Annotated in this window: 8 protein-coding genes and 1 other RNA gene; 5 read left to right on the forward strand and 4 right to left on the reverse strand. The window is 62.2% G+C overall.

The window, feature by feature from the left end:
• Positions 1–315 precede the first annotated feature (315 nt).
• Positions 316–4,794, forward strand: coding sequence for a LamG domain-containing protein (locus VJZ71_12325; protein ID HKQ48848.1), 4,479 nt, complete (start codon positions 316–318; stop codon positions 4,792–4,794).
• A 58-nt stretch (positions 4,795–4,852) separates the two neighbouring features.
• Here VJZ71_12325 and VJZ71_12330 read toward each other — a convergent pair whose 3' ends face one another.
• From VJZ71_12330 to VJZ71_12345, 4 genes are all read right to left on the reverse strand, one after another.
• Positions 4,853–6,433: a DUF3971 domain-containing protein gene (locus VJZ71_12330; protein ID HKQ48849.1), complete on the reverse strand. Its 1,581-nt coding sequence runs from the start codon at positions 6,431–6,433 to the stop codon at positions 4,853–4,855.
• Positions 6,434–6,459: 26 nt separating this feature from the next.
• Complete coding sequence (gene rpmA / locus VJZ71_12335; protein ID HKQ48850.1) at positions 6,460–6,711, reverse strand: 50S ribosomal protein L27; 252 nt, start codon at positions 6,709–6,711, stop codon at positions 6,460–6,462.
• A gap of 88 nt (positions 6,712–6,799) precedes the next feature.
• On the reverse strand, positions 6,800–7,507 hold the full coding sequence (locus tag VJZ71_12340; protein HKQ48851.1) for a hypothetical protein: 708 nt from the start codon (positions 7,505–7,507) through the stop codon (positions 6,800–6,802).
• A 187-nt stretch (positions 7,508–7,694) separates the two neighbouring features.
• Positions 7,695–9,674 carry a DsbA family protein gene (locus VJZ71_12345; protein HKQ48852.1) on the reverse strand — a complete coding sequence of 660 codons (1,980 nt, stop codon included), beginning with the start codon at positions 9,672–9,674 and terminating at the stop codon, positions 7,695–7,697.
• Between the two features lie 182 nt (positions 9,675–9,856).
• Here VJZ71_12345 and rnpB point away from each other — a divergent pair.
• The 4 genes from rnpB to VJZ71_12365 all read left to right on the forward strand — a co-directional run bounded on the left by rnpB (position 9,857) and on the right by VJZ71_12365 (position 14,469).
• An RNA gene (rnpB, locus tag VJZ71_12350) (RNase P RNA component class A) lies at positions 9,857–10,278 on the forward strand.
• Positions 10,279–10,374: 96 nt separating this feature from the next.
• Positions 10,375–11,763 (forward strand): metallophosphoesterase, encoded by a 1,389-nt coding sequence (locus VJZ71_12355; GenBank protein HKQ48853.1) that lies wholly within the window; start codon positions 10,375–10,377, stop codon positions 11,761–11,763.
• A 202-nt stretch (positions 11,764–11,965) separates the two neighbouring features.
• On the forward strand, positions 11,966–13,000 hold the full coding sequence (locus VJZ71_12360) for a hypothetical protein (GenBank protein HKQ48854.1): 1,035 nt from the start codon (positions 11,966–11,968) through the stop codon (positions 12,998–13,000).
• A complete protein-coding gene (locus VJZ71_12365) occupies positions 12,997–14,469 on the forward strand; it encodes an MBOAT family protein (protein ID HKQ48855.1) in 1,473 nt (490 codons plus the stop codon). Before VJZ71_12360 ends, VJZ71_12365 begins: the two co-directional genes overlap by 4 nt.
• Positions 14,470–14,516: the final 47 nt, after the last annotated feature.

Genomic DNA, 14,516 nt, shown 5'->3' on the forward strand with positions numbered 1-14,516 from the left:
GGCTGCGGGGCGAGGAACAGGAGGGCAGGAGAACAGGTGAGCAGGAGACAGGTGAGGTCACAGGCTCGAGACTTGAGGCTTGAGGAAGAGCCAGGGGCGGGGATTTGGCGATCCTTAGTACTGGCGGGGGAAGGGGTTAGAAAAAACAAAAAATTTCGCAAATCACCCGTTGCGCGGGCGGGGGTAGGGGGACTGCTGGGAGAGCGAAGATGGGGTTGCGCCTTTGGCAAGTCCAGCCCGCTGATGGTCCGGTCCTGGTGGCGACGCTGCAATCGCCCGACCGAGTCATCTCGACCCTTGAGATGGAGTTGAGAGATGAAGAGCGAATCCAAAACTAGTGGCGGTCGGCGGAAGCTGGTGTGCGGGCAAGCGGTTCTTGGCGTCGCGATGGTGCTCTCCCTGTTTTCCTACGCTGCACCGATGGCGCGGGCCGTGGATTGCAATACCAACGGGATCGAGGATGCGTGCGACATCGATTGCGGGACGCCGGGCGGGGCGTGCGATGTGGCAGGATGCGGCTTGAGCGAGGATTGCAACACCAACGGTGTGCCGGATGAGTGCGATCCGCCACCGTCTGACTGTAACTCCAACGGAATCCCGGACTCCTGCGATCTTGCGGGAACTAACAACAGCCTGAGCTTCGACGGTATTAATGACGTCGTGCGCGTCCCGAGATCCGCCGGTCTTGAACCCGCAAGCGAATTCACGATCGAATTGTGGATCCGCCCGGCCGGCGTCGGTCCACAGAGCAGTCGGATCTTCCGTACCACAAACTCCTTCGGCTACATCCTTGCGTGGCAGCAGGGGAACGATCGGCGCCTTCAACTCCGGTTGGACCAACCCCAAGGCGGCCTCATCCTCAAGGACAACGTGAACACCTCGACCTATATAGGCCAATGGATGCACGTCGCGGCCGTTTATTCGGCAAGCCAGAACAAATCGTGGCTTTATGTGAATGGCGTCGTCAAGGCCCAAGGAGGATCCGTCGGAACGCTGTCCTACAGCAACGGCGATCTTCAGATTGGGAATTGGAATCCGCTGGTGAATAACGATGAGGGATTCCCGGGACAAATCGATGAAGCCCGCCTTTGGAATGTCGCCCGATCAGGCGCGGAGATCAACACCTGGATGAACCATTCGCTGCGCGGCAACGAGACCGGCTTAGCTGGCTACTGGCGGTTCACTGAGGCTTCCGGCCAATCGGCGCTGGATTCAACGGCTTTTGGCAACCATGGAACGTTGGGTGAAACGCCGGGAGCGGATGCCAACGATCCGAGTTGGCAAACCAATGGCTCGCCTGTTAGTGAGACGGACTGCAACAACAACGGCGTTCTCGACACCTGCGACCTGTGGGATCTTGGAGGGCCGGACTGCAACCTGGACCTCATTCCCGATTCCTGCCAAGTGGCAGGGAACGACTGCAACAGCAACGGCGTCCCGGATGACTGTGAAGGCGACTGCGATGCAGACGGAACGTCGGATGCGTGCGAAATCCAAGCGGGAGCGGCCGACTGCAACTCAAATGGGCTGCCCGATATATGTGACGCCGTTGCGCTCAATACCGCCCTGGATTTCGATGGTGCCAACGATTACGTGAACATCGGAGACCATGCGGTTCTCAATCTTTCCAACGGCTTTACCCTCGAAGCCTGGGTGCGGTCGGATTCGATCGCCGGGGTCCAACGGGTAGTTTCCAAGGGCATTTCGGGAGTCAACGGCTATGGATTCGGCCAGGTTGATGGCAAGCTTACGTTCGTCACCTATGGCATTTTCGATTACACGACTTCGGGCGTGTATCTGACGGCGGGCACGTGGTCACACATCGCGGTCGTCTTTGACGGCTCCAATGACGCGCACTTCTACGTCAACGGGCAGTTCGCACAGTCCGTCAACGGAAATAGCGCTGTTTCGGCAGGCCCCAACCCCTTAAATATCGGGCGGACGGGACCGTTGAATGCGCAGTACTGGAACGGAGCGATCGACGAAGTGCGAATCTGGTCCGTGATGCGGACCGCGCAGGAGTTGGCCGACGCTCATGCGCTTCGACTGGCCGGTACGGAAAGCGGCCTCATCGGATATTGGAGACTTGACGAAGGGGCGGGCCAAATCGCGAGCGACTCAACGGCGAATGCACTCGATGGTATTTTGGGGAGCGACGCCAATTCCGCCGGGGACGCTTCCGATCCACTGTGGACGATGCCAGGTGGGCCGATCCCCGCTGGGGATTGTAACGACAACGGCGTTCTCGATGTTTGCGACATCGATTCGGAGACGAGCAACGATTGTAACATGAACGACATTCCAGACGAGTGCGAGTCGCAAGCGGACTGTAACAACAACAGCATACAGGACATCTGCGAGCCAGGCGGTGATGATGATTGTGACGGCGACGAAGTCACCGACTTGTGTGAAATAGATGCGGGCGCGCCAGACTGCAACACCAATGAAATACCGGACAGTTGCGACACCTTAAACCCCAATCGCGCTTTGAATTTTGATGGATCCAATGACCTGGTGCGGGTGCCTCACTCCGCATTACTGGATCCTGCGAATAATCTAACGGTCGAATGTTGGATTCGCCCAGACTCCGTTGGGTCGTACAACAGCCGTATCGTCCGGAATCAAAGCGGACAAGGATACCTCCTCTCGTGGCGCCAAGAGGGAGGGAGCCGTCTGCAACTTCGAATCGACAAAAGTACAGGGAGCCTCGCCGTGACCGACACGGTCGATACCAATACGTATTTTGACACATGGATTCATGTGGCCGGCGTCTATTCGGCCACCAACAACTTTGCCGGTCTCTATGTGAACGGCGTCCTAAAGGCCTCCACGACGGCAAGCGGACCGCTTCTTTACTCCAATGCCGACGTGGCCATAGGGAACTCCACGGCTGCGAGCGAGGGATTTGACGGCCTGATCGACGAAGTGCGAATCTGGAACGTGGCCCGCACCGGTACGCAGATTGCGGCGAACATGAACCGATCGCTTATCGCTCCCCAGAATGGGTTGGTCGGCTATTGGAGGTTTGACGAGGGCAGCGACCAAGTCGCCGCGGACTCCTCGGGCCTGGGTCAAAACGGAATACTCGGCAGTACGACGAGCGCTGACACGAACGATCCGAGCTGGGTATCTCCCGGGACAGGATCCGCGTCGGCGGCCGATTGCGACGGCAATGACGTTCCGGATACGTGCGATCTCGCCGGCGGCGCGACCGATTGCAACACCAACGGCGTCCTCGACGCCTGCGAAGCGGACTGTAACGGCAACGGCATCGCAGACGAATGCGACCTGACCGGTGGCGCGCCGGATTGCAACAGCAACGGCTCGCCCGATGCATGCGATATTGCGAACGGGACGAGTACAGATGTGAACACCGATGGCATTCCGGACTCCTGCCAGCCCGACGTTCATGTCGCGCCGGTCGTGACGCTGATCAATCCGTCCTCCACGACGGAAACGCGCACCAGCCTTCCCACTTCCGCGAGCGCGATCGTGCGCGGAGGCACCTATTACGTGGAGATCTGGGCCAGCGATGTCGGAACGACGAATACGGGATTGACGGGCGTTTATGTCGATCTGGCGTTTTGCTCCCAATCGACGGCGAACGCGGTATTTCACGGAAACACCTACACGGTTTTCTCCAGTGGAACGATTTCGAGCGGCCTGGTCGATGAATTCGGCGGCTCGACGGTTGCCGGCGGCATTGGCAACGAGCCGCAGTGGGTACGAATTGGTTGGATAGAAATGACCTCCGGGTCCGAGACGGCGTCCTGTACCCTTACCCTTCAACCGAGCGCTTCCGGCGTTGCGGCGTTCGGTCGAGGCGACGTCGATTGGACCCATGTGATTCTGGATTCCGTGGACTTTGAGATTCAGGCTCCGTTGAAGACGTACGATCTGACCGGCAATGGGTTGATCAACGTCGGCGACTTTTCGTTGTTTTCGCCCTCGTGGCAGTTGGGAGTGCCGCCGGCGAATACGGCGCATGACTTTGACTGCGATGACATTGTCGGCGTCGGCGATCTCAGTTGGTTTGCCACGGGTTGGCTGAAGAATACGTCGGATCCTTCGATTCTCTATCCGCCGTGCCCGCAGAGTTTCGCGGCGCTTGAACGGGCTACCGTCAGCACCGATATCGACATGCGGCTTGTGGTACGAACGACGCCAAGCGGCTCGGACATCGCGGCATCCCTGCCAACATCCGTGTCCGGCGTACCCTTGGGCAGCCATTATTACGTCGAGCTCTGGGCGAGCGACGTCGGCGACATCAACACAGGGCTGACGTCCGGGTACGTCGACGTCGGGCTTCCGCCCGCGGGGACGACCGTCGCGAACGTGTTTCATGGGAGCACGTTTACGCTCTTTCCCACCGGCACGGCCGGCGCGGGCGTGGTCGACGAACTGGGCGGGTCCGCATTGCCCGGCGGTACCGGCGTGCAACCGCAATGGACTCGCGTGGCATACGTTGAAATGGTCGCGGATAACACCGCTCCTACGGTCGTGTATGGGCTGGCGCCCAGTGCCACGGGCGTTGCGGCCAAGGCGCGCGGGACAATTCCGTGGGACCAGATCGCGCTCACGGGAGCAACGCTCCGGCAGGGACTACGTGGCGACATCGATGGGGATGGCGACGTGGACGCCGTCGACCTGGACCTCTTTGTCGCAGTACTCCTGGAGACGAGCCTGGAAACGTCCTACCGAATCGCGGCGGATTTCACCGGCGACGGCATGGCCAATGGCCAGGATATGCAGGGATTCATCCCGTGCTACATCGGCGGCGGGAGTTGTCCGTGATGGATTGATCCTTAAGACGAAGAATCGCTGGGCGGCCGCGCCGGCGAACACGCCGGTATCAGCCGCCCAGTTTCTGGTCCAGGACCATTATGCGCACGGTCGGGTTGCCCAGGCGACCCTCGACCTTGTAGGTCACGAGCTTGTCGGTCACGAGGCTGAGGAGGTCGCCGGCTTTGCCGAGCAGCGACTGGAGCTTTTCGAGCGGGCCGGCGCTCACACGGAGGTCGAGCGTGCCGTCGTAACGGACCAGGCCGTCGCCGCGCGCGGCCAGGAGACCGGTGACGATGTCGAGCCGCTCGATGCGCACGCCCGGGGGGGTGAATTTGAACGTCGCGTCGGCCTTGTCGGCCGGGGCCATGACCGACGGGATATTGATTTTCATTACGTCGGCCAGGGCGGAGATGAGCGGCAGGCCGACGAGCCGTCCATCGCGGATGTGCATGTCACCCGCGCCGCTAAGCGAGGCGGGGAGCCGGGCCAACGACGCCTCGACTTTTCCGGACGACGAGACGCGGCCCTTCAGGCCCTGATCCGAGGTCGCGGAGTCGCTTCGCCACTCGGCGAGATCGAGGTCCTTGATCGTCCATTGGGCGACCGCCGGCCTGTCGGTCGCGGCGAGATCGACGCGGGCCTGCGCGGTGAGGTCGCCCTTGAGCAGCCGGGCGGCGAGCGATTTCAGCTCCACTTTGCGCTCCGCCATGGCCACGTCCATGGTCAGCGAATCGATGATCAGGCGGCGCGGCGCCAAGACGAGCCGGAAGTTTTTCAGGGCCACCTGCATGGATACGTTGCCGGAGAGCGGGTCCGAAAGGGGGATGCGGCCGCGCAGGCGGATGTCCAACTCGCCCTGGGCGTCGTACTCCTTGAGGATCGCCTGCAGATCCGACGGGAGGGTCGAAAGTGACTGCGGTCCGACTTGAAGAGTGATCCGGCCCTCGTCCAATTCGGCGATGCCCGTATCGAGATTGATCCGGCCGCGGAGGATGAGGTGCAGATTCGTCCCGCGATCGATGGTGAAGTCGAACTTGTACCACCCTGCCTCGGCCGCCGCGCCGCCCGGATCAAGCTTGAGCTGCGTGGTGATGCCGTCGATCTGCATGGGCGGGCGACCGCCGCCCGGGTCGTAACGCACGCCGACGTCGCGCAGGTCGACGAGCCGGAGATGGAGGACGTCGCTCAGACGGAACACGGCCGGCGACTGCCCGTCGGCGCGGATGGGCGCGGACGTGTCGGAGGACTTGATGATCGGCGAGAGCCCGCGGAGGCCGCCCGATTTTTCATCGCGGATCAGGTTGATGCGACCGCGCTCGATGGCGATTTTTTCAACGACTATCGGCTTATCGAGGCTCGGCGTTTCGGCCAGGGAGAAGTCGAAGCCGTCAAGGTCGAGCACTTTTGTCCCGTCCGGCGCCGTGAGGGCGGCCTTTTTCAACGAGACGGCGGTGGGGGCGGTGTAATCCAGGTCGGTAAAGGAGAGCTGCGGAACGAGGAAGGTGTTGACGATGGCGACGACCTGTCGGCCGATCCACTGCTCGAGTTCGCTCGCAGAGCCGAAATAGAGTTTGCCGGCGATGATCGCGACGAGCGCCGCCGCAGCGCCGAGCCCCAGGGCCCATTTGAGCCAGCGACGAAGATTCACGGGATTATCCGTGGACGGCTGAGCCGTCAGTTGTTGGCCGGGGCGGGTTCGATGGAGATTCTGCTGCCTTTGAAGACGACCTTGCCGTCGCGGAGGGCGAAGAGGGTGTCGTCGCGACCGCGGCCGACGTAGAGGCCGGGGGTGAAGGGCGTGCCGCACTGGCGGACGAGGATCGTGCCCGTCGTGACGGTCTGACCATCGAAGCGTTTGACGCCGCGGAACTGGGGATTGCTGTCGCGTCCGTTGCGTGTGGAGCCTTGTCCCTTTTTATGTGCCATGTCGAAATACCTCTTGCGTTCACCGTCCGCTGCGGAGGGCGGATGCTACATTACAGTTTTCGTCGCCCACGAGGGGTGACGCTACAGTTTACCTCATGACCCAGGTCATTCGGCCCAGGACCGGTGCGGCGGTGCGACGGGTATTCGCATCGCCGGGGACAGTATAGGGCATCGCCAGGGTTTTGCGAAGGACGAAGAGCTTGGGGTTGGATTCGTCGTCGGAGGCGGCTTTGCCGGCGTCGGCGGCCGGTTGGCGCGAGGAATAGACCGGGTTCGCCTTGGCGATTTTCTCGCCGGAGAGGCCGCCGAAGTAGATCGTGAACTTGCTGACGCGCGGGCTTAAGTCGGGAAAGACGGCGACGCTGGTAATGGCGTTGTCCTTGCCCTGCAGGAGGCGGCTGATGGCCTTGACCGGCGTGACGAGGAACGGGTGGGTCCGGGCGTAGCGGTCGGCGATGGCCTGATAGACGCGCGTGGGGACGCCGACGATCGCGGGATCGACGGAAACGTTGGGCGCCTGGTCGGGGCGGGCCGCGGCCTGTTCGGCGGTCAGCTCGCTTTCGATTTCGTTCACGCGGACGATCTCGGGGTGGAAGTCGACGTCCTGACCGGTGTTGTTAATGACGGTGTAGAGCAGGTACCAGTAGGTCCGGCCGTCGACCTGGATGCGGGTCGGCGTGGCGGGTTGAAGGGTTAACTCCCAGGCGGTCGGGATCGGGCTGGGGGCCGGCTCGGCGCGGAGCGTGGCGATGGTCGACCAGACGATCGCGGCCATTATGCCGATGCAGATCCGCATGCGGTTTTTCACGAGGGCAGCCTGCCTTTCAGGGGTCGATTTGCCCGGGCCTTCGGCATGGGAAGGCGACGACGAGCAAGCCCCGTATTTTATCGTATCCCTGCGGGGGCCGTCAACGCGGGGTTTTTTTGCATAAACAGCCGGGAGCGTCTGTTGTCCGATGATGCGTCCGCTAATTGCAGCCGCTCTAATTCTGTGCAGGCGGAGGGGCGGACGTGACCGGCGAGCGGGCCGCCTCGGCCATGATCCGCTCCAGGACGTCCTCGCCCTGCACCTGCCAGCGGGGGACGAACTTCCCATTGATAAAAATGCAGGGGACGGCGAACAGACTGAGCTGTTTTCCGTAGTTGCAGTCTTCGATGATATGCTCCCGGACCGAGGGACTGTCCATGGTGATGAAGAAGGCCTCGGGTATAAAGCCCATTTCCTGCACGGCCTTGCGAAGGGCATCTTCGGAGAAGTCCGCCTGGTGTTTCATCAGCCAGTCGTGCATCTTCCAGTATCCCTCGACGCCGCCGAGGATGCCGGCCGCTTCGGCGGCCTGATGCGCGCGGCAGGCGTTCGGATGCTTGGTGAGGCCGGCGGCAGGGTTGCAGGCCTGGTTCACGGGATAGTGGCGAAAGACGTATTGGGCGTCGGTGCGACCGGCAATGAAGCGGCGGACGAGTTCATCGGCCTTGGCCGTGTTCGGCTCCTGATAGTCACCCCAGATGGCGATATGCAGGGCCGCGCCTTGAACGCCCAGCGGCCAGGGTTGGCTGTCGTCGCCGGAGAACTTGAACTCGTTTTCGCGCCAGTCGGAGACGTACTTTTCGGAGGCGGGCGGGGGTTGATCCAGCTCGGCGGTCATGGGCGGCGGACTCGTTGCCGCCAGTGCTTCGACGGCGCGGGTGACGGCCTGCGGCGCGAAGACGCCCTTTAGTTCCACGCCGTTGATGAAGACCATGGGCGTGTAGTGCAGCCCGAGCCAGATCCCTTCCTGAATGTCGGACTTCACGAGGTCGAGCATGGGCTGGCTCATCATGATGGAATTGAACTGTTTTTCCTCCTCGGGGCTGTAGCCCAATTCCCTCAGGCCGGCGGAAAATTGTACGTTCGTGAAACCGCCCTTGTTGCGGAACAACCAATCGTGCATCTGCCAGAAGCCGTCGTTTCCGCGAAGGAAACCGGCGGTCTCGGCCGCCCGGGCCGCCCAGCAGGCGTTGGGGTGCATGTTGTTCTTTTCGAAGTTCGGGTTGCAGTCCGCACACATGGGGAAGTGCTTGACCGAGAGAGAGACTTCGGGGCGGCGCTCGAGGATGCTGTGGATGTCGCGTTCCGTGTTGTAACAGTCGGGGCATTGATAGTCGGTCAGGATCACTATGCGGATCGGGGATATTTTCGGCCCGCGAAGGTATCGGCCGGTGAAGCCGCCTTTCCACGGGCGGTCGATGGCGGGAGCGGTGGTCACGGAGGTGGATTCCGAGGAAGTCTGGTTCGATGGTTCGCCGCCTGCCGAGGACTTGATGATCTCTTTGGTGGAATCGGCGAGTTGTTTTTCCTGCGATTGCTGGACGGCCTTGTTCTCACGTTCGCGAATTGCGCCAAGGGCCGCGGAAGCGAGGAGGAACACGACGCCGACGGTGGCGATCGGCCGCCAGATGGACAGCGGCGTGCGGCGGCATTTTTCGAGGACGATCCAGAAGGCGAAGTTGGCGGCGTGTGTGCCGAGACAGTAGACGCAGAATTTTTGTTCGACGATGAGGACGATGACGTAGAGGACGGAGAGCAAGACGCCGAGGCGAACGAGATAACGCAACGGGTCGGCGACACCGCCTTTGGAGCCGAGCCAGGCGAGGAGGAGACCGGAGAAATAGGCCAGGCCGACGAAGGAGATCGGCCACTGGGTCCGCGGGACTTTGCCCCACGGGCCGGCGGCCACCTGGTCGCAGGCGCCGCCCTTCTGACAGCCGGGGAGGCTGATACCCTTGACGTGGCTGAGGACGAGCATGACGGTGCAGAAGATGGCGATCGCCAGGAAGATGATGCCCGCGATGTAATAGCTGTCGGGGACGATGGTCGTGGAAGCGGTGTGCGGCGCGGGTGTTTCCGTCGCGGTGTTGTCGCGTCGGGGTTCCGGTGGTTGACGGGGAGCCGTCTGCTTGCGGTGCTTGGTGCGTTTCGACATGGGCCTTTCTCTTGCCTCTGATGACTCGATGGCTATTGTGGTGCCGAACTGTCAAATATAACGCCTGAGGGGGCGACGATCCATGCGAAGGTACGTCCGCGAAGGCACCGAACCCCGGATGCTGCGGTTCCCGCATGTCGTTTGTTACAGATTGTTTACACGACTACAATACGATCGACAGCAGAGTGGGCCAGGCGGTCGCTCGGGGGCTTCGCGCTCCCGGGAGGAAAGTCCGAACTGGACAGGGCACGGTGATGGCTAACGGCCACCGGCAGCGATGCCCGGGAAAGTGCCACAGAAAAGACACCGCCGATGGATGGAAACATCTCAGGCAAGGGTGAAATGGTGCGGTAAGAGCGCACCGCGCGGTTGGTGACAACCGTGGCAGGGTAAACCCCACCGCCAGCAAGCCCACGTAAGCGGCGAGAGGATGACGGCGTAACGTCTGGGATCCCAGGCGCCGGCGTTCCGCGAGGCGGCCCGTCTCGCACCACGCCGCGGGTAGGGTGCTTGAGCCGATGGGTAACCGTCGGCCCAGAGAAATGACCGTCATCGCGGGAGCGATCCCGCGGGACAGAATTCGGCTTACCGGCCCGCTCTGCTGTCATTTTTCTTCGAAGTGACTATTATCCCCGGAAGCGGGTTTCCCCGAATTCCTTAGTCCGATTGAACCGGCGTGATTGCCGGGCCGTAGAGACGTTTGATTCCTCAAAGAGCCGTGGAAAACGCCCAACCAGAAGTCCATATCCAACGAAAGCCCTCCGATCGGGTTTATGCCGCCATTCATTGGACGTGCATGGCGATCATCGGCGCGATCCTGCTAAACGGCCTCTTGATCTCGCGGTGGTGGCCGATGCCGCGACCGGTCGGGTTTCGGGTGTTCGTATTCATGTTGCTGACATTCAATGTGTTGTGGTGGTCGATCGCTGATCGGCGGATCGCCCGGCACATCGCGTCGGCTCGGCTGGCGCGTTGGCTGCGTTGGGGGATCGTCGGGTTTTGCGGGGCACTAAATTTACCGATTTTTTACGGGCTCGTGGTCGGTCGGGTTCCGCCGCTCGTTTCGAATCCGACGTGGTACACCGCGGCAGTGACGCTGTGGCACGTGGCCCTGCCAATGGCGCTGCCCCTTGTCGCTTCGGTTCGGCTGGCCGCGCTGGGCGCTCAGGCGCTGGCGCGTCGCACATTTACCGAGCCAACGGCGGCGAGCGTCCGTGAGAATGAAGTGTTTGATCCCACGCGCCGGGCGCTGCTGAAAACCGCGTTTGCTTCCGTACCGGTGGCCATGCTGGCCGGCGGGACGGCCTGGGGGCGCTGGCAGATCGGCGGATTCAATGTCCATCGCCACGCGCTGGCGGCGCCGTGGCTGCCGGATCGACTCAAGGGGCTCACGATCACGCAGGTCAGCGATCTGCACGTCGGCCGGCTCTATCGGCCCGACATGCTCGCGCACCTGGTCGAGCAGGTGAACGGCTTGAAGAGCGACATTATCGTGGTGACGGGCGATGTCGTGGACAGTTCCAACCAGATGCTGCCGCCGGCGATTGACGCGCTAGGGCAATTTACTTCGCGCCATGGCACGTACCTTTGCATGGGCAATCACGACGAGTTCGACGACCGGCTGGAGTTCATTCGGGCCGTGCGCGAGCGGCTGCCTCTGCTCATCAACGAGCGGCGGACCCTGGAGATCGGCGGCGAGCGGTTGACGCTGGCGGGCGTGGATTATGCGAACGAGCCGGAGCCGACGCGCCGCCGGGCCGGCGATATCGCCAACGTCGCGGAAACACTGAAGGGACACGACGCGCAAAGCGACGGGCCGGTGATTGCCCTCGCGCACCATCCGCATACGTGGGACATCCTGCAATTGCACGGCGTTCCATTGACGCTCTCCGGTCACACCCACGGCGGTCAGATCATGATGACACCGCCGGGCGGGGTCGACCTCGGATTGGGCCGGGCCCTGTTCCGCTACATCCGAGGCTTTTACCGAACCGACGAAAGCACGCTCTTCGTCAACAGCGGCGTGGGGAACTGGTTCCCAATTCGCATTAACGCGCCGGCGGAGATCGTGCAGATTCAACTCGTTTAGACGGCTTCGCCCTTCATCTACCGCCGGCAGGGGCGCCGACCGCTACGGGGGATTCCCGCGATTATTGCGCGTTCCGCCTGCCGTTCTCCCACGGCGAATACCACCGATATAGGGACTGGGAATTCGCTGAATCGGGACCCCGCGCTTGCCTTCGTTTTGGGATCGCCATCGACGTCGCGTCGTTCTTTGCGCTTTCTGCGCGATGAGCCTCCTCGCCGTTGAGATGATCGTCCGCCGCTCGCTTCCGGCGTTGCAGGCTTACGACATCGCGATCTACCAGCGCGCTCAGGACGGATTGGGGTCCGCGGACCGGCCGGAAATCATCCTGATGGGTTCGTCGCGGGCGCGCTTCGCACTGGACCCCTCCGTCTTCGAGGAGATTCTCGGCCGCTCGGCGTACAACGTCGCGCTCTCCGGATCGAAGGTCGTTGAATGGTCGGTCCTCGTCCGGAGACTTTTCGAGGATTACACGCCCCGCGCCGTGGTGATTGGAATCAACGCCGGCGAGGTCCGCGCCGAATACCTTCCCACCGAAGCCGCGCTGCACTTGTTCGAGTTCGACGACTTAAGGGAGTCCATTTACACGGATGGTTTTTCGCTCGACGTCGTGGGCGCCTATGCGCGTCGCTCCCTCGGTCCGTGGTGCAAGACCTACGACCACCGGTACGAGATCCTCTCCTGGGGACAGGAACGGCTCGCGGCGGTCCTGCCCAAGCACGCCCAACTCGCCCGGGAACTCCGCGAGCGCGCCGCGGCGCCTCGGCCTCCAAGCGGGTATGACCATCCCTGGAGTCACGGGCGACGGCTCAAGGATCTTCTCCAGAAGGAGATGGACGATTATCTTTCCGAAAGGGAATTCCATATTCCCCACCATCGGCCGGATGCCTCAACTTTTGTCCGTCTGAACAACCTGCTCCACGAACTCCAAGGCCGGGGTATCCGCGTCGTGGTCGCCTACATCCCCAACAGTCCGCGAACGGAAGAGCGGTGGCGGGACGTCGAGGCGCGGATGATCGGCCAGATCGCGCGGACGTGCCGAGCCCAGGGCGTCCTTTTCCTGCACTGGGATCAGGCACAAATGCCGCGGTCGGATCAGGACTATCTAGACGAAACGCACGTCGGCTGGCCGCTGGCCTGCGAACTCAGCCGCCGCATTGCTGAACAGATCGAGTCGTTGGCCTTGCTGGAAGACCCGACGCCCTCCGCCCGGCTGGCGTCCAGCGAGGTGGAACCGTGATTTTCTCCAGTTGGCTCTTCGCCTTCTACTTCGTCGCCGTCTTCGGCGTCTACTGGGGCCTGCGCACGCGGCGAAGTCGCCACGTCTTCCTCTTGCTGGCCAGTTGCGTTTTTTACATGACGTGGAATCCGTGGCTGATCCTGCTGATTTTCGGCACGATCGCGATCGACTATGCCGCCGCCCTGATGATCGATCGATCCGACCGGACGTCGCGGCGCAAGGCGGTCTTGCTGGTCAGTCTGGTCTCCAACCTCGGCGTTCTCGCCGTCTTCAAGTACGCCGACTTCTTCATCCTCTCCTTCCGCGATCTGCTGCAGACGTTCGGGTTCCACAGCGATCTGCAAACGCTCTCCATCCTCCTCCCGGTCGGCATCAGCTTTTTCACTTTTCAGTCCCTCAGCTACACGGTCGACGTGTATCGACGCGTCATCCCGCCGGTCCGGTCGTTTGTTGATTTTTCCCTGTTCGTGATGTTTTTCCCGCAGCTCGTCGCCGGGCCGATCGTCAAGGCCCGCGACTTCCTGCCTCAGCTCGAGACCATTAAGCGTTTCGACTGGCGGCGCATCGACGCCGGGATCGTCCTCTTCATGATCGGTCTCACCAAGAAGCTGCTCATCGCCGACCAGCTCGCCACGCTCGTCGATCCGGTCTTTGCCGACCCGACGCGCTATTCGACGCGCGATCTGTGGCTGGCGATGTTCTGCTACGGGGGCCAGATCTACTGCGATTTCTCGGGATACACGGACATGGCTATCGCCTGCGCCCGGATGATGGGCTTCGAACTCTTCGAGAACTTCGCCAATCCGTACCTGGCGACGAGCCTCGTTGACTTCTGGCGGCGCTGGCACATCTCGCTCTCCACGTGGCTGCGCGACTACCTCTACATCCCGCTCGGCGGCTCGCGCTTCGGAAAATGGCTCACCTATCGCAATCTCATGATCACGATGCTGCTCGGCGGGCTGTGGCACGGCGCGAGTTGGACGTTCGTCATCTGGGGCGCGATTCACGGCCTCGCGCTCTCTATTAACAAGGCTTTCGGCAGACGAAGCGACGCGAACCTCTCCGGCGCCGGGCCAACGCGCTATCTCCGCACGGCTTCCTGTTGGGCGTTGACACTTCTCGTCGTCCACATTGCCTGGGTCTTCTTCCGCTGCCAGCCGGTCACGCCGGTCGGCGCGCCGGAGCCCGAGCCGACCGTCGTGGCGCTTCAACGCGCGGCCTACTTCGTCACGCACCTTTTCGTCGCCGCCGAGCCCGACCGGCCCGTTTGGATCATGAACAAGATCCCGATGGTTCTCGCGCTCGCCCTGATGTTCGGGATGCAGCTTTACGATGAGTGGACCCGCCACGGCCGACCGGGGTTGCGCCTGCCCGCCCCCCTCGCGGGCATCGGCTACGCCGCATGGCTCTTTGCGCTGCTGATCCTCAGCCCCGCCAACACCAGCCCATTTATCTACTTTCAGTTCTGATTGCATCCGTTCGGCGCACCTCTGCCTTGCCAGGCGATCCCGTCAGT

Source organism: Phycisphaerae bacterium (assembly GCA_035275405.1).
Taxonomy (GTDB): Bacteria; Planctomycetota; Phycisphaerae; order UBA1845; family UTPLA1; genus DATEMU01.